Annotated in this window: 7 protein-coding genes; 5 read left to right on the top strand and 2 right to left on the bottom strand. The window is 72.3% G+C overall.

Annotated elements, in window-relative coordinates:
• Window positions 1–159: 159 nt before the first annotated feature.
• Window positions 160–627 (top strand): MarR family winged helix-turn-helix transcriptional regulator, encoded by a 468-nt coding sequence (locus ABD951_RS26380; RefSeq protein ID WP_345352679.1) that lies wholly within the window; start codon window positions 160–162, stop codon window positions 625–627.
• A gap of 151 nt (window positions 628–778) precedes the next feature.
• Here ABD951_RS26380 and ABD951_RS26375 read toward each other — a convergent pair whose 3' ends face one another.
• Both ABD951_RS26375 and ABD951_RS26370 read right to left on the bottom strand, forming a co-directional pair.
• The gene (locus ABD951_RS26375; protein WP_345352676.1) at window positions 779–1,687 is read right to left on the bottom strand and encodes a tyrosine-protein phosphatase; all 909 of its coding nucleotides are present in this window, start codon (window positions 1,685–1,687) and stop codon (window positions 779–781) included.
• Window positions 1,688–1,809: 122 nt separating this feature from the next.
• Window positions 1,810–2,748, bottom strand: a complete 939-nt coding sequence (locus ABD951_RS26370; RefSeq protein WP_345352673.1) for a methionyl-tRNA formyltransferase — start codon at window positions 2,746–2,748, stop codon at window positions 1,810–1,812.
• 120 nt (window positions 2,749–2,868) lie between these two features.
• Between ABD951_RS26370 and ABD951_RS26365 the strand changes: the two genes are divergently transcribed.
• The 4 genes from ABD951_RS26365 (at window position 2,869) to ABD951_RS26350 (ending at window position 22,377) form a co-directional block, all read left to right on the top strand.
• Window positions 2,869–3,669: an alpha/beta fold hydrolase gene (locus ABD951_RS26365; protein ID WP_345352670.1), complete on the top strand. Its 801-nt coding sequence runs from the start codon at window positions 2,869–2,871 to the stop codon at window positions 3,667–3,669.
• 117 nt (window positions 3,670–3,786) lie between these two features.
• Window positions 3,787–20,670, top strand: a complete 16,884-nt coding sequence (locus ABD951_RS26360; protein WP_345352667.1) for an amino acid adenylation domain-containing protein — start codon at window positions 3,787–3,789, stop codon at window positions 20,668–20,670.
• Between the two features lie 109 nt (window positions 20,671–20,779).
• On the top strand, window positions 20,780–22,144 hold the full coding sequence (locus ABD951_RS26355) for a lysine N(6)-hydroxylase/L-ornithine N(5)-oxygenase family protein (RefSeq protein ID WP_345352664.1): 1,365 nt from the start codon (window positions 20,780–20,782) through the stop codon (window positions 22,142–22,144).
• Complete coding sequence (locus tag ABD951_RS26350) at window positions 22,144–22,377, top strand: MbtH family protein (protein WP_345352661.1); 234 nt, start codon at window positions 22,144–22,146, stop codon at window positions 22,375–22,377. Before ABD951_RS26355 ends, ABD951_RS26350 begins: the two co-directional genes overlap by 1 nt.
• Window positions 22,378–22,436 lie beyond the last annotated feature (59 nt).

Here is a 22,436-nt window from a genome sequence, read left to right as displayed (position 1 = left end):
TCCTTTGATCTGCGAGGCGACAATGCGCTAGTGCGCTTTACAGGCGTTGACAATAATTGCAGACGCGGGCTAATTGCAAGCGCGGGTATAGTGAGGTCGGTGACAGCAAGTGGGCCGAGGGGGTCTCGCTGCTCGTCCGACCGACGGAGGGAGCCGACGATGACCGCCACCGACCCGACGATGACCGCACTCGCGCACAGCTGGTCGGCGCTCTCTGTGCTGCACGGGCGCATCGAGAGCCGGGTCGAACGTGCCCTTCAGGCCGGACACGGGCTGAGCGCCCGCGAGTACTCGCTGCTCGACGTGCTGAGCCGCCAGCACGACGGGGAGGGTGGGCATCTGCAGATGCGGCAGGTCGCCGACTCCGTCGTCCTCAGTCAGAGCGCCACCACTCGGCTGGTCACCCGGATGGAGGATCGGGGGCTGCTCGCGCGCTACCTGTGTCCCACCGACCGTCGTGGCATCTACACCGACGTCACCGACGACGGCCGCCGCCTGCTCGAGGAGGCCCGTCCCACCCACAACGCCGCTCTGCGCGAGGCCCTCGACCAGGCGGCCGCGGATCCCGCACTCGCGCCCCTGGTCCAGGCCATCGGGCAACTGCCGGGCGACGTCCGGTCGGTGTGACCGAATCCCGGTGCGCTGCACCCGGTGTCGAGGTGGTCGGCGACGTCCGGCGGTGAGGTTCGATCAGCGTGGCTGCGAACGGATCTCGTTGTCCGGCCGGTCGTGAATCGGGTGGGGACGTGTCGTCACCCGCCGCCACCATGCGGCCGCGCTACGCCAGCAGCGTCGAGCGCAGGGTGTCGATCGTGGCCTGGTCGACCCCGAGGCCGTCGCGCACGTACGCGTCCATGCCGCCGTAGAGCCGGTCGACCTGCGCGAAAGCGGCGTTGAGCCAGGACAGTTCCACCGCGTCCTCACGACCGAGGTAGGCGTTCGACGCCATGAAGTCGGCGCTGACCACGTTGCGGGGGACGCCGAGGACGGTCAGCAGGATCGCGGTGCCCCAGCCGGTGCGGTCCTTGCCTGCGCTGCAGTGGTAGACGGTGGCGCCGTCCGGGTTGCCGGCGATCGCGGTCAGCAGGTCGCGGAACGCGACGTCCGAGCCGCGGTAGTTCACCATGAACGGGTAGCCGATGCTCTGGCCGATGTCCGAGGACCCGTTGATCGCGGCGTCGATCAGCGCCCGGCCGAGGGTCACGGGCACGGCCTCGTGGAACGCGATGCCGGCGTCGAGGCCGACGACGTCTGCGACCTGGTAGCGGACGCCCGGGGGCATCCGGTCCGGCGCCTCCTTGCGCTCGGACGCGTTGCGCAGGTCGACATCGAGGGTGACCCGCGCCGCGGTCAGCTTGGCCTGGTCGGCGTCGGTGAGGGTGCTGAGCTTGTTGGAGCGGAACACCAGGCCCGTGCGCACGGTCCGGCCGTCGGCGGTCCGGTAGCCGCCGATGTCCCGGAAGTTCTTCGCGCCGTCGAGGCGGATCGCGGCCGCCGACGGTGGGGGCACCTCCGGCAGGGTCGGCTGTTCTCCGGTCGAACCGAGACCCCCGAACACCGAGGGCAGGTCGCTCGATGCCGCGTATGCCGAACCCGGCGCGAGCGTGGCCGGGGCGAGCGCGATCGCTGCCGCGAGACCGATGCCGATCGACCGGACGTGCCTGCGGGTCGCGCGCGCTGAACTCATCGTGCTCCTCGTGGACCGGAAACCGGGTGGCCGTCGCCGCCCGCGAAAGTCGCTGCGAGGCTACAAGGGCGCGCCGCCGTCCGTACCCGTTTTCCGGTCATGCGTTCGGTTTCCGTCCCGTCCTAGGTGCCCAGGTAGCCGCCCCCGTGGGGGAAGAACTCGCGGCCGGTCATCTCGGTGCCGTCGTCGAGACGCACCCGCTCGATCGACAGGCCGCGGTTCCGGCCGCTCCACGCGTCGGGTCCGGCGACGATGACCATGCCGTCGCCCTCGTGGATGAACACCCGGCCCGGGGTGCCGCCGTAGTGGCCCGTCGACACCGACGACCGGATCACCCGGATGCGCTGCCCGTTGAACGTGGTGAACGCGTTGGGGTACGGGTCGGACTGGGCGCGCACGAGTCGCTCGATCACCTCGGCCGGCCAGGTCCAGTCGATGCGGCTGTCCTCGGGGGCGCGCTTGTGGAAGAACGTGGCCAGGGACCGGTCCTGCGGGGTGAGTTCGGCGCGACCGGACTCGATCAGGTCGAGGGCGTCGACCGCGATCGGGCCGATCATGTCGACCGTGCGGTGGAACAGGTCGGTGACGGTGTCCTTCGGCTCGACCGGCGTGGACCGCTGCAGGACGATCGGGCCCGCGTCCAGTTCCTCGTCCATCATGTGCGCGGTCAGCCCGACCTCGGATTCGCCGTTGATCAGGGCCCAGATCAGCGGCGAGAAGCCGGTGTACCTCGGCAGCAGGGAGTCGTGGATGTTCAGCGTGCCGTGCGGCGGCCGGTCGAACACGTCCTTCGGCAGCCAGGTCCGCCAGTTGTTGGCGACGATGATGTCCGGATCCGCGTCGGCGAGCGCGGCCTTGAACCCGTCGTCGGGCTTGGTCGCGATGTGCACCGGCACCCCGTGATCGGTGGCGAGGTCCGCGACGGAATCGGCCCACATCTTCTCGTACGCGTGGTCGCTCTTCGGGTGGGTCACCGCGAGCACCACCTCGTGCTTGGAATCGAGAAGCGCCTGGAGGGTACGGTGACCCCAGGTCTGATATCCGAGCGTTGCGACTCTCACGGGTTCCTCCTGGGTGGGCGCTGGTGCGCCGTCAACGGGTCGACAAGAGGCTAGCTTAGGCTACCCAAATGCCTCGGATGGTGGGCCAGGGTTTCCGTCACCGATGAGAAAGGTCGCCTCATGCCGCTCGCCACGATCAACGGGATTCAGCTGAATTACCAGGTCAAGGGCTCCGGAGACCTGGTCGTGCTGATCATGGGGACGGGCAGCCCCGGCCGCGTGTGGGACCTGCACCAGGTGCCCGCGCTCGTCGCGGCCGGCTACCGGGTGTGCACCTTCGACAATCGCGGCATCGCGCCGACCGACGAGTGCGCGGACGGGATCACGATCGAGGAGATGGTCGCGGACACCGCCGCGCTGATCGAGCATCTCGGTGGTCCGGCGTACGTCGTCGGCACCTCGCTCGGCGCCCGGATCGCGCAGGAGCTGTCACTGGCGCGGCCCGACCTCGTCCGCAAGGGCGTCTTCCTCGCGGCCCACGGGCGACGCGACACGCTGCAGAAGACGCTGTCGGAGGGGGAGCGCGAGCTGGACCGTCAGGGCATCACGCTGCCCGACTCGTATCGGGCCGCGGTCACGGCCGTGCTGAACCTGTCGCCGGCGTCGCTGGTGGACCCGATGGCTGCGCAGGACTGGCTCGACATCTTCGCGTTCTCCAAGGGGGAGACCTCGCCCGGCGTCCGGGCCCAGCAGAACCTCGACGACTTCGGCGACCGGTTGTCCGCATACGGGCGGATCACGGTGCCGTGCATGGCGGTCGGGTTCGCGGACGACCGGCTGGTGCCGCCGACCCTCGCGGCCGAGGTCGCGAAGGCCATTCCCGGCGCGCAGTACGTCGAGCTCGCCGACTGCGGTCACTACGGGTACCTCGAGCGGCCCGACGCGGTGAACTCGGCGATCCTCGACTTCCTGCGGGCCTGATCGCCGCCCGGACGCCGACGTCGAGGTGGTTTGGCTACCCTAATGCGGGATAGCCTATCCTAAGGTCCGACCTTCGACGCCGCCCAGCGGACGTCGCGCGACGATGATCGGACCTGCATGACCTCGCTCTCGGATTCGACGGCCCACGAGCACTCGACCGGCACCTGGCTGCCGGTCACCGCCGCGCAGTCGGAGGTCTGGGTTGCCCAGCAACTCGCCCCGGCGAGCCCTGCGTACAACATCTCGATGACCGTCGAGGTGACGGGACCGCTCGACATCGCCCGGGCCGTCGAATCCGTGTACCTGACGATCCGCCGCGCCGAGGCGCTGCACGTGCGGTTCGAGCTCGGCGACGACAAGGTGCTCCGGCAGCAGCGGCGCGATCCGCACGCGTGGACCCTGCACGTGATCGACCTGCGCGCCGAGGCCGACCCCGTCGCCGCCGCGGAGGCGTGGATCGCGCGTGACATGACGACCGTCGCCCGCCTCGGCAGCGACGAGCCGCTGTTCGGCCAGGCGATCCTGCGGATCGGTGACCGCATCACCTGGTGGTACCAGCGCTACCACCACAGCATCATCGACGGCTACGGCATGGCGTTGCTCGTCGAGGAGGTCGTCGGCCGTCAGGAACGGGAGGATCTCGGGACCGACGAGAAGGACTGGTCCCTGCAGTCCGCGATCGACGCCGACGTCGCGTACCGGACATCGCCGCGCCTGGCCGCGGACCGCGACCACTGGCTCGCCGCGCTCGCCGACGCCCCCGAGCCGCCGGTGCTGTTGCCGCCCGCGCCGGACCCGGCCGCGCCGCCGATCCAGGCGACCGTCGAACTCGACCCCGACACCGTCGCGGGCCTGTACCGCTTCGCCGACGCCGCGGGCATCCGCCGGACCCGGATCCCGTTCGCGATGCTCGCCGCCTACCTGCACCGGGTCAGCGGCCGGACGGACCTGATGCTGTCGGTGCCGCTGACCGGACGCGCGGGTCGGGCGATGCGGCACCTGCCGTCGATGGCCTCGACGATCCTGCCGATGCGGTTGCAGGTGGACGGTGCGAGCACCCTCGCCGAGCTCGCGACCCGCATCGACCGGGGGCTGATCTCGCTGCTGCGGCACGGCCGGTTCCGTGGCGAGGACCTCGCGCGCGAACTGCGGGCCGTCGATCCGTCGCGGCGGGTGTTCGGTCCGGGGCTCAACATCCTGATGTTCGAACATTCGATGACGTTCGGCGGCAGCCCGGTCCGGGTCCGGAACCTGGTCACCGGTGCGATCAACGAGCTCGACTTCACCGTCCAGGGCGGACAGGGCGACGAACCCATCCGGATCGACATCCGGGTCGGCGCCGGGCTCGAGGACCACCTCGAACGGCACCGGGCGCAGCTGACGCACTTCCTGCGAGAGCTCGCCGCGTCGCCCGAGTCGCCGGTGTCCGCGTTCGACGTGATGTCCGTCGAGGAGCGTGAGCGGATCCTCGTCGAGTGGAACGACACCGCCCGCCCGCAGCCGAGCCGCACCGTTCCGGAGCTGTTCGCCGCCCAGGTCGCGGCGACCCCGGACGCGGAGGCGCTCGTCGCAGGCGACACCCGGCTCACCTACCGTGAACTCGGTGCCCGGGTCGGCCAGCTCGCCCGGCACCTGGCCGAACGCGGGTTGGGTTCGGAAGAGGTTGTCGCGGTGGGGCTTCCGCGGTCCGCGGAGATGGTCGTCGGCCTGCTCGCCGTGATGGTGGCGGGTGGCGCGTTCGTGCCGCTCGACCCGGCGTGGCCGGCGGACCGGCGCACCCAGGTGCTCGCGGACGCCGGGGCCCGGCTGGTGCTGACCGGTCCCGGCGGGGTCGACGCCGACGCCGGGACCGCGGTGCCGGTGGACCTGAACCACTGGGCGTACGCGGACCTCTCCGACGCGCCGGTGCGGGTGCCGCTGCACGGCCGGTCGCTGGCCTACGTCATCTTCACGTCCGGATCCACGGGCCGCCCCAAGGGGGCGATGATCCGGCACGAGGCGATCTGCGCCCGGCTCACCTGGCAGATCGAGGACATCCTCGGGTTCGGCGCCGGCGACGCGTCGCTGTTCAAGGCGCCGCTGTCGTTCGACATCTCCGTCAACGAGATCCTGCTCCCGCTCGTCTCCGGCGGCCGCCTCGTCGTCGCCGAGGCCGGCGGCGAACGCGACCCGCACTACCTGCTCGACCTGATCGACCGGGAGCGGGTGACGTTCGTCTACCTGGTCTCGTCGATGCTCTCGGTGCTGCTCGACCTCGCCGAGGGCACCCCCGCGCTGGACGGGCTGCGTCACGTGTGGTGCGGCGGGGAGGTGCTCACCCCCGACCTGTTCGACCGGTTCCGCAGGCAGCTCGGCACCACGCTCTATCACGGGTACGGGCCGGCCGAGGCGACGATCGGTGTCTCCCACGTGGTCTACCGCGACCAGGCCGAGCGGATCGCCACCTCGATCGGACGGCCGAACCCGAACACCCAGCTGTACGTGCTCGACGCGCAGCTGCGCCCGGTACCGCCCGGCGCCCTGGGTGAGTTGTACGCCGGCGGCTACCTGCTCGGACGCGGCTACGTGTCCGCTCCCGGGCTGACCGCGTCCCGGTTCGTCGCGAACCCGTTCGGCGAGAGCGGTTCCCGGCTCTACCGCACCGGTGACCTGGCACGGTGGGCGGACGACGGCACTCTCGACTTCGTCGGCCGCGCCGACAACCAGGTCAAGATCCGCGGCATGCGGCTCGAACTCGAGGACGTCGAGTCGGCGATCGCCCGGTACCCGGGCGTGCGCCAGTCCGCGGTCCGGGTCCGCGGCAGTGGGGCGGCGAAATACCTTGCCGCGTACGTGGTTCCGGACGGCGACCACGCCGGACTGGACGGTGTCGAGGTGCGGGACTGGGCGTCGACCCAGCTGCCCGAGTACATGGTGCCGACCGCGGTCGTCGTGCTCGGCGAGTTCCCGCTCACCGCCAACGGCAAGCTGGACCGCCGGGCCCTGCCCGAGCCGGATCTGCGTGCCGGGCTCGAGTCCGTCGCGCCGCGCACCGAGCTCGAACGCACCCTGGCGACCATCGTCGCGGCCGTTCTCGGGCTCGAGTCGGTCGGCGTCACCGACGACTTCTTCGCGCTCGGCGGCGACAGCATCGTCGCGATCCAGGTCGTCAACCAGGCGCGGGCCGCGGGCCTGGAGGTCAGTGCCCGCGAGGTGTTCGCGCTGCGGACGGTCTCGGCGCTGGCCCGCGAGCTCGACGGCCGGGCCGCCGCCGAGGTCGACGAGGAGGACGTCGCGTTCGGGGAGATCCCCACGACCCCGATCGTCGCCCGCACCCAGGGCGCCGGGGACGCCGTGTCCCGGTTCCACCAGTCGGTGCTGCTGCGCACCCCGGCCGGACTGACCGCGGACACGCTGCGCGGCGCGCTGCGGGCGGTGCTCGACCGGCATCCGGCGTTGCGGGCCCGGCTCGACCGTCGCGACCGCTGGGTGCTCGACGTGCCTGAGGCGCCGCTCTCGGATTCCGTGGACGTCCTGCGCACCGTGGCCCTTCCCGCGGAGGTCGGGCACGACGCGATGGTTTCACGCGAAACCGACGCCGCGGCAGGGCGACTCGACCCCGACGCCGGTGTGATGGTGCAGGCGGTGTGGTTCGACGGCGGCGCCGACGGCGGGCGGCTGCTGCTCGTCGCCAACCATCTCGTCGTCGACGGCGTGTCGTGGCGCCTGCTGATCGAGGACCTGGCGCGGGCGGCGACCGCGCCGGAGACCCTCGCGCCGACGGGCGGAGCAACGTCCCTGCGCCGGTGGGCGCAGCTGCTGACCGAGCGGGCCGCCGCCGGAGCGTTCGACGACGAACTCGACCACTGGCGTGCGGTGACCGCGACCGCCGAGCCGGCGCTGGGCGACCGGCCGCTCGACCCGGCCGTCGACACCTGGGCGACCGCGGACACGGTGACCGCGGAACTGGATGCGGCATCGACCGCTGCGCTGCTGACGGCGGTGCCGGCGGCGTTCGGCGGGCACGTGAACGACGTGCTGCTGACCGCGCTGGCCGTCGCGCTCGCCCGGTGGCGGGACACCGGGGACACCGGTGTCCTGATCGACCTCGAGGGGCACGGCCGCGAGGAGGCGGCCGCGGGGCGTCGCGTCGACCTCGGCCGCACGGTCGGCTGGTTCACCAGCGTGTACCCGGTCCGGCTCGACGCGGGCGCCTGCCACCCCGCCGGTCCCGACCTCGCGGCCGCCGTCAAGGCGGTCAAGGAGCAGCTGCGTGCGGTGCCCGGCAACGGAATCGGCTACGGCGCACTGCGTTACCTCGCCGACGCCGACCTGCATCCGGCCACCGAGCCGCAGGTGCTGTTCAACTACCTGGGGAGAACCGCCGACGCGACCGGCGACTGGATGCCGGCCGCGATGGCCGGCGCCGCCGACCCGGACGCCCCGATGGGGCACGCCCTCACGTTCGACGCGGTCGCGCAGGGCGGGCCCGACGGGCCGACCCTGCACACGACGATCACGTTCCCGTCCGGCGTGCTCGGCCGGGACCGGGCTCGGGCCCTCGCCGACGAGTGGACCGCCGCGCTCACCGCGGTGTCCGGTGTCGCCGCCCACGGCGGGCACACCCCGTCGGACTTCCCCGCAGCCCGGCTGCGGCAGGAGGACGTCGACCAGCTCGAGGGCGCAGTGCCCGGCGTCGCCGACATCCTCGCGCTGACACCGTTGCAGGAGGGCATCTACTTCCACAGCGCGTTCGAGGAGGAGCGCCTCGATCCCTATGTCGTGCAACAGGTCGTCGAGCTGACCGGACCCGTCGAGCCGGCGCCCTTCGCGGTCGCGCTGCAGTCGCTGGTGGACCGCCACGCCGCACTGCGCACCGGGCTGCACGCGCTGTCCGACGGCCGGGTCGCCGCGGTCGTCGCCACCGGGCTGCCCGTCCCGATGGGCTTCGTCGACCTGTCCGGGCTCGCCGCCGACGACGTCGCGTCCCGGGTCCGGGCGCTGCTCGACGAGGACCGGGTCCGCGGATTCGACCTCGAGCGACCGCCGCTCGTGCGGTACGTGCTGGTGCGCACCGGCGAGCACTCCCACCTGCTGCTGCAGTCCGTCCATCACGTCGTCGCCGACGGCTGGTCGGTCCCGGTGATGCTCCGGGAACTGCTGGCGCTCTACGCCCCGGACGGGGACACGCCCGCGCTGCCCGAACCCGCTCCGTACCGGAACTACCTGGCCTGGTTGGCCTCCCGTGACCGCGACGCGTCCGTCGAGCTGTGGCGCGCCGCCCTCGCCGGTGTCGACGAGCCGACCGGTGTCGCGTCCGCGGCACCGATCGGCGCCGCCGGTGTCGCGTCCGTCGAGGTGCGGCTGCCTGCCGGCCGGACCGCCGATCTGGTCGCATTCGGCCGCGCCCACGGGCTGACGACCAGCACCCTGGTGCACGGCACGTGGGGTCTGCTGCTCGGCCGGCTCACCGGACGCCAGGACGTGCTGTTCGGGTCGACGGTGTCCGGCCGCGGCGGCGACCTGCCCGGCATCGAGACGATGGTCGGCCTGTTCATAAACACCGTCCCGGCCCGGATGCGTTTCCGCCCGGACGAATCCGCCGTCGCGGCCCTCACCCGCTGGCAGGGCGAGCAGTCCGAACTGCTCGACCACCAGTACCTCGGGCTGAGCGAGCTGCGGCGTCTGACCGGGCTGCAGGAGCTGTTCGACACGCTCGTCGTGTTCGAGAACTACCCGATCGGACACGGCGCCGTCACCGACGCCGCCGGCCGGGTCGAGGTCACCGGCATCACGTTCGAGGAGAACCCGCCGTACCCGGTCACCCTCCTCGTCGCGCCCGGCGACGAGCTGCGTCTCGAGGTGAAGTACCAGACGTCGGTGGTCGACGCGGCGACCGCGTCGTCGCTCGCGCACGGCATGATCTCGCTGCTCGAGCAGCTGCTCGCGGAGGACGCCCGCCCGGTCTCGGCGCTGGACCTGGTCTCGGCCCGGCAGCGGGCCGAGCTGGAGGACAGCTGGGCCGCCGCCGCGCGCGACGTCAGCGACGCGACCCTGCCGGAGCTGCTGGACGCGCAGGCGGCGGCGACCCCCGACGCGGTGGCCGCCGAGTTCGAGGGCCGGACGCTCACCTACGCCGAACTCCACGCCCACGCGAACCGGTTGGCGCACAAGCTCGTCGAGGACGGCGTGGGCCCCGAGTCGGTCGTCGCGGTCGCACTCGGGCGGTCGCTGGAACTGATGGTGGCCCTGCTGGCCGTCGGCAAGGCGGGCGGCGCCTACCTGCCGCTCGACCTCGACTACCCGGCCGAGCGGATCGCGCTGATGCTGGACGACGCGGACCCGGTGTGCGTGCTCACCGGCCCGGGCGGCCTCGACACCGACGTACCGCGGATCGTCGTGGACCTGTCCGCGCCGCACGGGGACTCGGATGCGCCGGCGCGCCCGGTGACCGCGGACCACCCGGCGTACGTCATCTACACCTCCGGCTCCACCGGACGGCCCAAGGGCGTCGTGGTCCCGCATCGCGGCGTGGTGAACCGGCTGCGGTGGATGCAGTCGGAGCAGCCGCTGACGGTCGGGGACCGGGTGCTGCAGAAGACCCCGTCCAGCTTCGACGTGTCGGTGCCGGAGTTCTTCGGCCCGCTGATCGCCGGCGCCACCGTGGTGCTCGCCCGGCCCGGCGGCCACCGGGACCCCGCCTACCTGGCCGCGCTGATCGCGGACCGGGCCGTCACCCGGGCGCATTTCGTGCCGTCGATGCTCGACCTGTTCCTCGCCGAACCGGCTGCCGCGCAGTGTCGCTCGCTGCAGATCGTGTCCTGCTCCGGGGAGGCGCTGCCGACCCAGGCCGCGCGCCGCTTCGCCGAGGTGCTGCCCCACGCCCGGCTGGACAACCTGTACGGGCCGACCGAGGCGGCGGTCGAGGTGACGCACCACTTCGGCGCGCAGACCGTGACCGCGCAGGCACCCTCGGTCCCGATCGGACGTCCGGTCGCCAACGCCCGGCTCTACGTGCTCGACCGCTACCTCGGCCTGGTGCCTCCCGGATCCGAGGGCGAGCTGTATCTCGCGGGACCGCAGCTGGCCCGCGGCTATCTCGGCCGCGCGGCGCTGACCGCGGACCGGTTCGTCGCCGATCCGTTCGTCCCGGGGGAGCGGATGTACCGCACCGGGGACCTGGTGCGGCTGAACCGGGGTGAGCTCGAGTACGTCGGTCGCGCCGACGACCAGGTCAAGCTGCACGGCTTCCGGATCGAGCTCGGCGAGATCGAGGCGGTGCTGCTGCGCGACCCCGACGTCGCGCAGGCCGCCGTCGTCGTGCGGGAGGACCGGCCCGGTCACCAGCAGCTCGTCGCGTACGTGGTGCGCTCCGCGCCCGCGAGTGATCGTCGCTCTCACCGGGGTGAACCGTCGCCGGGTCGTTCCGCGGGCTCCACTCCCGACCACTCGCGGGCGCTGCGTGCCACGCTGCCGGCGCACATGGTGCCGAGCGCGTTCGTCGAACTCGACGCGCTGCCCCTGACCCCGAGCGGAAAGCTGGACCGCAAGGCGCTTCCGGCGCCGGACTTCTCGGCGGCGGTGTCCGAGCGGGACCCGAGCAGCGGCAGCGAGGAGCGTCTGTCGGCGATGTTCGCGGAGGTGCTCGGCCTCGACCGCGTCGGCGCCGACGACGACTTCTTCACCCTCGGCGGCGACAGCATCCTCGCGATCCGCCTGGTCAACGTGGTCCGCAAGGCGGGGCTGACGCTGACGCCGCGGCAGATCTTCGAACTGCGCACTCCCGCCGCGATCGCGCGGCTCCTCGGCGAGACCGCAGGCACCGCGCCGGACGCACCGGTCGCGTCGCAGGCCGTGGACGACGGTGTCGGCGAACTGATCTCGCTGCCGGTCGTGCACCGGCTGTCCGAGTGGTCCGGCGGCACCGACCGGTTCAACCAGGCCGCGCTCGTGCACACCCCGGCCGGCGCGCAGACCGCGACGCTGACGGCGGCGCTGCAGGCCGTGCTCGACCACCACGACGGACTGCGCGCGGTCCTGACCCGGCACGCCCCGGGCGTCTGGTCGGTGCACACCACCGACCCGGGGACCGTCGACGCCGCCGCGCTGACGACGACCGTCGCGGTCGACGCGGACGCGCTGCCCGCCGCGGTGGCCGAGCACTCGGACGCCGCGACCGCGCGCCTGGACCCCGAGGCCGGGACGATGGTGCAGGTCGTGCACTTCGACGCCGGACCGGACACCGCCGGGCGACTGCTGATCGTCGCGCACCACCTGGTCGTCGACGGGGTGTCGTGGCGGATCCTGCTCGAGGACCTGGCGATGGCCGCGGTCGCGGTCGCCGCCGGGGAGCGTCCCGCACTCGACCCGGTCGGCACGTCGCTGCGCCGCTTCGGTGCCCTCGTCGCCGAGCAGGCGCAGAGCACGACCCGGCTCGGCGAACTCGCCCACTGGACGGCGACGACCGCACCCGGCGCTGCGCTGGTGCCCGGCGAGAGCGGCGAGGCGACCGTCGGAACCGGTGCCCGGCACCGGGTCTGGCTGTCGGTGGACGACACGACCGCGGTGCTGACCGCGGTGCCTGCCCTCGCGGGCGCCGACGTCACCGACGTCCTGGTCGGTGCACTGCGGATCGCGGTGACCCGCTGGCACGGGGAGACCGGTGTCGACGCGGGCGACCTGCTGGTCGACCTCGAACGGCACGGCCGTGAGGAACTCGCCACCGGAATCGACCTGTCCCGCACCGTCGGTTGGTTCACCAACATCAGCCCGGTCCGGTTGCGGGCCGGGGCCGACCCGCTGTCCGTCCTCAAGGACGTCAAGGAGCGGCTGCGGGACGCACCCGACGGCGGAGTCGGCTACGGCATGCTGCGCCACGCGAACGCCCGCACCACGCGCGTGCTCGCGGGCGGCGAGCCGTCCCAGGTGCTGTTCAACTATCTCGGCAGGATGCCGTCGACGGTTCCGGGTGTCGATGCGGCGTGGACGCCGGCGCCGGAATCCGGCGTGCTCGCAACGGATCCCGACGACGACATGGGCGGCCCGTACCGACTGATCGTCAACGCGCTGTGCGAGGACACCGTCGACGGGCCGGTGCTCTCCGCGGTGTTCGCGCACTCCGACCTCGGGCTGAGCGAATCCGACGGCCGTGCGCTGGCGGAGGGCTGGGCCGCCGCGCTCCGTGACCTCGTCGCGGTCGCGCGGGCACACGAGGGCGGCGCGGTCCTCACACCGTCCGACGTCCCGCTGGTGAACCTGACGCAGCCGGACCTCGACGCGATCACCGGGTACGCCCCGGCCGGGGTGGAGGCGGTGTGGCCGCTGTCCCCGCTGCAGGAGGGCCTGTACTTCCAGGCCACCTTCGACGCGGCGCCGGAGGCGTCCGGCGACGCCGCCGACATCTACACCGCGCAGTTCACGCTCGACTTCCAGCACCGCCTCGACCTGGACCGGCTCGCCGCCGCGCTGCGCACCCTGCAGCGCCGCAACCCCACGCTGCGAGCAGGATTCGTCAGCGCCGGGCTGCCGCAGCCGGTTCAGTTCGTGACCGCGGACTGCGACGTCCCGGTCACCGAGTACGACCTGCGGGAGCTCGACGCGGACGAGCGGGACGGGTACGCGGCGGCGCTGATGGCGACCGACCGGCGCGCGCCGTTCGACCTCACCGCGCCGCCGCTGTGGCGGGTGATGGTGATCCGCCTCGACGACGACCGGGACCGCCTCGTCGTCAACCGCCAGTTCCTGCTGTGGGACGGCTGGTCCAACGGCATCGTCGTCAGCCAGCTGCTCGCGCTGTACGACTCCGCCGGCGACGACACCGCACTGCCGGCGGCGACCGGTGGGTTCGTCGACTACCTGGCCTGGCTGGCCGAGCACGACGTGGACGCGAGCCGGGCCCGGTGGCGGGCGGCGCTCGCCGGGCTGGCGGAGCCGACTCTGCTCGGCGCCCCGATGCCCGGGCCGGTCGCGTTGCCCGGCCGTCACGACGCGGTCCTGTCCGCGGAACTCGGTCAGCGCCTTCGGGATCGGGCCGCGGCGGCGGGGGTCACGTTCAACGCGGTCCTGTCCGGCGCCTTGGCGCTGGTGCTCGGCGCGGCGACCGGACGTGACGACGTCGTGTTCGGCACCACCGTCGCCGGCCGGCCCCCGGAGGTCGAGGGTCTCGACACGGTCGCCGGCCTGTTCCTGAACACCGTGCCGGTGCGGACCGTGCTCCGCCCGAACGAGACGGTCTCGGAGTTGTTGCGGCGCAGCCAGTCCGAGCGGCTGGACCTGACCCCGCACGACTACCTCGGGCTGGCGACGATCGGCCGCGAGTCCGAGCACCGGCAGCTGTTCGACGTGCTGTACGTGCTGCAGAACTTCGTCGACGAGAACCAGGTGTCGGCCCTCAACGCCGCCCACGACATCAGCGGCGGCGACAGCATCGACCACACCCACTACCCGTTGACCGTCGTGGTCACCCCGGGAACCCGGGTGAAGGTCAAGTTCGAGTTCCGGTCCGAATCCGTCGATTCCGAGGTCGTGGCGGCGATGCTGGCACGATTCGTCCGGCTGCTCGAGCTGATCGCGGAGGACGGCGACGCGGTGATCGGCTCCCTCGACCTGCTCACGCCCGCCGAGCGGGCGGCGCTGACGACCGGCCCCGCGGACCGCGAGCTGCCCGAGGAGACGATCGCGGACCTGTTCGCGGCCGCGGCGCAGCGCACCCCGGACCAGGTCGCGCTCGTCTTCGGCGACGAGCGGGTCACCTACCGTGACCTCGACGGCCGGATCAACGCCCTGGCCCGCCGCCTGCTCGCCGCCGGCGCCGGCCCGGAACGCATCGTGGCCCTCGGGCTGCCGCGCTCGGTGGAGACCGTGGTCGTGCTGTTCGCGGTGCTCCGCACCGGTGCGGCCTACCTGCCGCTGGAGCTCGACCACCCGGCCGAGCGACTCGTCGGGATGCTCGACGATGCGCGCCCGGTGACCCTGGTGACCACCACCGGGGTGCGGGGCACGTTGTCCGCCTGGACCGGTGACGCGGTGCTCCTCGACACCCCGGCTCCGCGGACCTGGTCGTCGGCGCCGCTGACCGACGCCGAGCTCGGCGCGTTCGCGCCGGGCACCCCGGGCCGCCTCGACCACCCGGCGTACGTGATCTACACGTCCGGTTCGACCGGCAAGCCGAAGGGCGTCGTCACCGGTTACCGCGGCCTGACCAACATGCAGTTCAACCACCGCGAGGCCATCTTCGCGCCGACGGTACAGATGCTCGACCCCGCAAGCGGGTCGTCGGTCTCGATGACCGGCGACCGCACCCTGCGCATCGCGCACACCGTGTCGTTCGCGTTCGACATGTCCTGGGAGGAACTGTTGTGGCTCGTCGAGGGCCACGAGGTGCACATCTGCGACGAGAACCTGCGTCGCGACGCCGACTCGCTCGTCGGGTACTGCGACGCGCACGCGATCGACGTCGTCAACGTCACCCCCACCTACGCACAGCACCTGTTCGAGGCCGGTCTGCTCGACGACGGTTCGGGTGCGCACCGGCCGCCGCTGGTGCTGCTCGGCGGCGAGGCGGTGCCGGACTCGGTGTGGAACCGGTTGCGCGACACCGACGGAACGGTCGGCTACAACCTGTACGGACCGACCGAGTACACGATCAACACCCTCGGTGCGGGCACCGACGACTCGGCGACCCCGACCGTCGGAACCCCGATCTGGAACACCCGCGCGTACCTTCTCGACGGCTGGCTGCGGCCGGTCCCGGACGGGGTGCCGGGCGAGCTCTACATCGCGGGTGTCGGACTCGCCCGGGGTTACCTGGACCGGTTCGCGCTGACCGCGGAACGCTTCGTGGCGAACCCGTTCGAACCGGGGGAGCGGATGTACCGCACCGGTGACCTGATGCGGCGCCGGGCCGACGGGAACCTCGACTACCTCGGCCGCACCGACGATCAGGTCAAGATCCGGGGCCACCGCATCGAACTCGGCGAGATCGAGTCGGTGCTCGCGGGCCTCGACGGGGTCAAGCAGTGTGCGGTGATCGCCGCGCCCGGCCCCGGCGGGCTCAAGCGGCTCGTCGCGTACGTCGTCGCGGCGTCGTCTGCGAGTGAATCTCACCCCGGTGCGGGCGACGCGTCGCCGGGTCGTTCCGCGGGCTCCACACCCGACCACTCACCGGCGCTGCGCGCGGTGCTGCCGGAGTACATGGTGCCGAGCGTGTTCGTCGCGACCGACACCCTGCCGATGACCGTCAACGGCAAGCTCGACGTGCGGGCGCTGCCGCCGGTGCCGGAGACGGTCGGCGGCGGCTCCCGTCCGCCCGCCGACCACGTCGAGACCGTGCTGTGCGAGACGTTCGGCGACGTGCTCGGCGTCGCCGAGGTCGGGGCCGAGGACAACTTCTTCGACCTGGGCGGTCACTCGCTGCTCGCGACCCGGGTGATCAGCCGGGCCCGCACCGCGCTCGCGACCGAACTGACGTTGCGGGACCTGTTCGAGGCCCCGACCGTCGCGGAACTCGCGCAGCGGGTCCGCGGCCGCGGCGACGCGGTCCGGCCGGCGCTGGTGCCCGCGCAGCGGCCCGAGCGGATCCCGCTGTCGGCGGCGCAGCAGCGGCTGTGGCTGATCCAGCAGATGGACCGGGGATCCGCCGCGTACAACTTCCCGATCGTCCTGCGGCTGCGCGGCGACCTCGACACCGACGCGTTCGCGGCGGCCCTCGGCGACGTGGTGGCCCGGCACGAGGCGCTGCGGACGGTGTTCGACACCGCCGACGGCGTCCCGGTGCAGCGGATCCTCGAGGGGGTCACGCCCGAGTTCGCGGTCGTCGACGCCGCGGGTGCCGCCGAGACCGCGGTGACGGACCTGATCCGGGAGGCGGTGCTGCGTCCGTTCGACCTGAGCCGCGAGATCCCGGTGCGCGGCACCGTGATCCGGCTCGGTGCCGGTGCCGACGGTCGCGGGGATCAGGTGCTGGCCCTGGTCCTGCACCACATCGCCACCGACGAGTGGTCGGACCGGCCGTTCCTGCGGGACCTGATGCTCGCCTACGCGACGCGACGCGACGGTCGGGTCCCCGGCTGGGAGCCGCTGCCGGTGCAGTACGCCGACTTCACGCTGTGGCAGCACGCCGTTCTCGGTGATTCCGGCGACCCGGGCTCGGTCGCCGGGCGGCAGCTCGCGTTCTGGCAGCGGCAGCTCGACGGTGCTCCGGAGGAGCTGGTGCTGCCGGCCGACCGGGCCCGCCCCGCACGGCCCAGTTTCGCAGGCGGCGCAATCGAACTGGACCTCGACGCGGACACCACGCGGTCGCTGCGGGCGCTCGCCGCCGCGTCGGGCGCGAGCATGTTCATGGTGTTGCACGCCGCGACCGCGGCGTTGCTGACCCGGATCGGTGCGGGTGAGGACCTGCCGCTCGGCGCGCCGGTCGCCGGCCGCACCGAGCAGGGTCTCGACGACCTCGTCGGGTTCTTCGTCAACACGCTGGTGCTGCGCACCGACACGTCCGGCGACCCGGTGTTCGGAGACCTGGTGACGCGGGTGCGCGACCTGGACCTCGCGGCGTTCGCGAACGCCGACGTGCCGTTCGAATCCGTTGTGGAGCGGGTCAATCCGGCCCGGACGCTGGCCCGGAACCCGCTGTTCCAGGTGATGGTCGGCTACCACAGTCGCACCCCCGACGTCACCGACCTCGGCGAGATCACCCTCGAACCGGTCACGACGGCGGAGCGGACCGCGAAGTTCGACCTCGTGTTCAACTACACGGAGTTCCTGCCGGTCGGCGACGACGCAACCGGACGCATCCGGTTGCGGCTCGAGTACGGCGCCGACCTGTTCGACCGCTCCACCGCGGACGCGATCGCGCACCGGCAGCTGGCGCTGCTCGCTGCCGTCGCCCGCGATCCGCAGCGGCGGCTCGGCTCGATCGACGTGTTCCTGCCCGGTGAACGGGACCGGGTGCTGGTGGCGTTCAACGACACCGACCGCCCGGTGGAGGACGAGACCCTCGACGCGGCCTTCGCTCGCTGGGTGACCGCGACCCCGGACGCGGTCGCGGTCGTCGACGAGCACGACCGGGCGACCTACGCCGAGCTCGACGCCCGGTCCGACCGGATCGCCGCGGTCCTCGCGGACCGCGGTGTCGGTGCGGAATCTGTGGTGGGCCTTGCGGTTCCGCGGTCCGTGGACATGGTCGCCGCGGTGCTCGCGGTGCTCAAGCGCGGCGCGGCCTACCTGCCGCTGGACCTGAGCCACCCGGAGGACCGGATCTCCTACATGCTCGACGACTCGAACGCGTCGGTGCTGCTGAGCACCGTCGCCGAGTCCGCACGCATCGTGTCGCCCGGGCTGCCGCGGGTCCTGCTCGACGACCCGCGGGTCGAGGCGGAGCCGGCCGTGGCGACGCCGCCGGTGCGCCGGGTGCCGGACGGTGTCGACCATGCCGCGTACGTCATCTACACGTCCGGTTCCACCGGCAGGCCGAAGGGTGTCGTGGTCTCGCACGAGGGCATCTCCTCGCTGGTCGCCACCGCGGAGGACCGGATGCGCCTGGTGCCCGGATCGGTCGTCATGCAGTTCGCGTCCGTCGGTTTCGACGTCGCGGTGTTCGAGCTGTCGATGGCGCTGTGCACCGGGTCGCGTCTGGTGATCGTGCCGGAACACTCCCGGGTCGCCGGACCGGAGCTCACCGACTTCATGCACGCGCATGCGGTGACCCACGCGATCATCCCGCCGTCGCTGATGGCGGCGCTGCCGCCGGGATGCCTGGTGCCCGAGGGCTGCACGGTGCTCGTCGGCACCGAGACGGTGCCGCCGGACCTGATCGGCCGGTGGGCGCAGCGCCTGAATCTGCTCGCCGCCTACGGCCTCACCGAGGCGACGGTGAACAACACGTTGTGGCAGGCGCAGCCCGGCTGGACCCAGGCCGTCCCGATCGGTGTCCCGGACCCGAACGAGCAGGCCTACGTCCTGGACGCGCAGCTGCGCCCGGTCCCGGTCGGGGTCGCCGGCGAGCTGTACATCGCCGGCCGCGGCCTGGCCCGCGGTTACCTCGGCAAGCCGGCCCTCACCGCCGGCCGGTTCGTCGCAAACCCGTTCGGGCCGGGGCGGATGTACCGCACCGGCGACCTGGCGCGGTGGCGGGCCGACGGCAACGTCGACTTCCTCGGCCGTGTCGACGACCAGGTCAAGATCCGCGGCTTCCGGATCGAGCTCGGCGAGGTCGTCGCCGCACTCGCGGACGCCCTGAACGTCAACCAGGCCACCGTGATCGCGGACCGGGACGGGTCGATCGCCCGGTTGATCGGGTACGTGGTGCCGGCGGCCGGGGAGTCGGTCGATCCGGTGCAGGTGCGGGCGCACGTGGCCGCGTCGCTGCCGGACTACATGGTGCCGTCGGTGGTCCTCGTGCTGGACGGACCGCTGCCGTTGACCCCCAACGGAAAACTCGACCGCAAGGCGCTGCCCGCGCCGGACTGGTCGGAGTTGACCGGGGACGTCGCGCCGCGGACCGAGCGGGAGGCGGTGCTCGCGGAACTGTTCGCGGACATCCTGCACCTGCCGTCGGTCGGTGTCCACGACAACTTCTTCGACCTCGGTGGCCACTCGATGGCGTCGATGCAGCTGATCGGCCGGGTACGGGCGCGGCTCGGTGCGCAGCTGAGCATCCGCGAGGTGTTCGACGCACCCACCGTCGCCGAACTCGCGGAGCTGACCGAGCGCGCGGACGGTGGCCGTCCGCCGCTGGTGCGGACACCGGCCACCGGTGCCGGGGTGGTGCTGTCGGCCCCGCAGCGCAGGCAGTGGCGGCAGGTGTCGGGGACCGCGAGCCACGCGCTCTCGCTGTACCCGACGAGCCCGCTGGACGTCGCCGGCCTGCGTGCCGCGCTCGCGGACGTGACCCGGCGGCACGAGCCGCTGCGCACCGCGTACGTCGAGCGCGACGGCGCAGTGGTCGGGGTGCCGGCCGCGGCGCCCGCGGTCGAGTCGGTCGACGCGACCGGGGGCGACCTGCGCGCCCGGGTGTTCGAGCTGGCGCAGCGGCCGATGGACGTCGGCGCCGCTGCCCCGCTGCGGGTGTGCCTCGTCTCCGGTGACGGCGGCGAGCAGGCCCTGCTGCTGGTGATGCACTACCTGGCCGTCGACGAGTGGTCGGTGGTGCCGCTGCTCGGCGAACTGCTCGTCGCCTACCAGGCCCGCACCGAGGGACGGGCACCGGACCTGCCGGAGCTGCCGGTCGGATACCGGGACTACGTGACCTGGCAGTCGGATGTGCTCGGCGACCCGGCCGACCCGGAGAGCCGGTACGCGCGGCAGCTGGGCTACTGGCGTGACCGACTGGCGGACCTGCCGGGCCCGGTCGCGCTGCCCGCACCGCGGACCGACGGCCCGCCGCGCGGTGACCTGGTCGTGCTGCCGATCGACGCCGAACTGCACGCCCAGATCGACGCGCTGGCCCGGCGGACCTCGACGTCGATGTTCATGGTGCTGCAGTCCGCTCTGGCGGTCGCGCTGACCGAGGCGGGCGCCGGGACCGACCTGCCGATCGGCGCACTGGTCGCCGGCCGGACGGAGGAGGCCCTGTCCCCGCTGATCGGGTGCTTCTTCGACACGGTCGTGCTGCGCACCGACACCTCCGGGGAGCCGACCTTCGCCGACCTGCTGTCCCGGGTCCGTGCCTCGAACCTCGCGGCGCTCGATCACCAGGACATCGGGTTCGACTCCGTCGCAACCGGGCTGGGCCTCGGTGACCGGTTCCCCGCGGTGACGGTCGTGCACCACGAGCAGGCCCGCCTCGGGGCCGTCGACGGGGTGTTCGGCGCGCTGGTGCCGGTGCCGGTCGGGGTGCCCGCCGCCGACCTGACCCTGAGCTTCTACGAGCCCGTCGGCGCCGGTCCGGTGCACGCCCACCTCGGTTACCGGACCGACGCCCTGGAAGCGGCGGCGGCCGCGGCCCTGGTCGCGCGGGTCCGGGAGGTTCTGGTCGCGGCGTGCGCGGACGAGTCGGCGCCGATCGGGGGAACGGAGACCGCATGAACCGGACGGGTGTTAGGGTAGGCTGCGCTACTAATTGGTCTCGGTGTTCCCGGGGCCCGGTGACGGAACACGGGACCGCCGCGTCTCGCGGCGAGGATGGACTACTGCCATGAATTCGACTCGGACGACCGAGGATTCGCAGTCCGATGCGTTGGACATCATCGGGGTCGGATTCGGTCCCTCCAACCTCGCGCTGGCGATCGCGATCGAGGAGCACAACGCGACCTGCGCACCCGAGGAGCGGATCCGTGCCGCGTTCGTCGAACGCCAGGACCGTTTCGTCTGGCATCCCGGCATGCTCCTGGACGGCGCGACCATGCAGATCGCGTTCCCGAAGGACCTGGTGACGTTCCGGAACCCGGCCAGCACCTACAGCTTCTTCTCCTACCTGTTCGACAAGGGGCGGCTGGTCGACTTCGTCAACCATCAGACCTTCTTCCCGACCCGCCACGAGTTCAACGACTACCTGCAGTGGGCGGCGGGCCGAGTCGACGCCGACGTCCGCTACGGCGTCGCGGTCACCGGGATCACCGGCGTGCGGTCCGCGGACGGCGCGGTCGACGAATTCGCCGTCGAGACCGCCGACGGTGAGGTCCTGCGGGCACGCAACATCGCGGTCGGCGCCGGGCTGCGGGAGCGGCTGCCGGAATGGGCGACGCCGTCGCGGCGCTGCTTCCACAACCATCGGTTCCTCTTCCACATCGACGACCTGCCCGAACTGCGCCACCAGCGGTTCGTGGTCCTCGGTGCCGGCCAGAGCGCCGCCGAGGTCGTGCAGTACCTGCACCGGAACTACCCGCAGGCGGAGGTGCACAGCGTCTTCTCGCGGTACGGGTACAGCCCGGCCGACGACAGCCCGTACGCGAACCGGATCTTCGACCCCGGCACCGTCGACGAACTGCACGGCGCCAGCCCCGCGGAACGCGAGCGGCTGCTCGCCCTGCACAAGAGCACGAACTACTCGGTCGTCGACATCGAACTGATCAACGAGCTGTACACCACCGAGTACCAGGAACTGGTGCGCGGACAGCGGCGGCTGTTCATGCGCCGCGCCTCGGACATCGTGTCGGTCGACGAGAACGAGGACGGCATCGAGATCGGTGTCCGCAGCAACCTCGACGGGCTGACCGACACCCTGACCTGCGACGCACTGGTGCTCGCGACCGGCTTCACCCCGACCCCGCTGCGCGAACTGCTCGGCGACCTGGCGCCGGAGGGTGACGTGGTGACCGAGGTGGCGCGCGACTACCGGCTGGCCACGGCGCCGGAGATCCGCGGCGGCATCTACCTCCAGGGCGGCACCGAGAAGACCCACGGGCTCACCGCGTCCCTGCTGTCGAACGTCGCGGTCCGCGCCGGAGAGATTCTCACTTCGATCGTCGTAAATCGGTCCGCGAGGCGCGAAGTTGATAGGGTCGAGGCTTCCACAGGGGTGGAGAGCATGACGAACGAATATGCGACAAGCGAGGCCTGATGAGCACGAATCCCTTTGACGACGAAGACGGTCGTTTCTATGTTCTCGTCAACGACGAGGACCAGCACTCGCTGTGGCCCACGTTCTCCGAGGTGCCGCAGGGCTGGCGCGTGGTCTTCGGCGAGGACACCCGCCAGGCGTGCGTCGAGTACGTCGAGCAGAACTGGACCGACATGCGGCCGAAGAGCCTGCGTGAGGCGATGGAGAAGGACAAGGCTGCCGGCAACGGCTAGCCCCCCGGATTTCGAATCAGGCGCTCCGGTGCCCGACCCTGCGGTCGGGCACCGGAGCG

This window comes from Rhodococcus olei (genome assembly GCF_039540555.1).
In the GTDB taxonomy this organism is placed as follows: domain Bacteria; phylum Actinomycetota; class Actinomycetes; order Mycobacteriales; family Mycobacteriaceae; genus Rhodococcus_G; species Rhodococcus_G olei.
The sequence above is the reverse complement of the archived record's forward strand: the minus strand, read 5'-3'. Positions and strand labels throughout refer to the sequence as shown.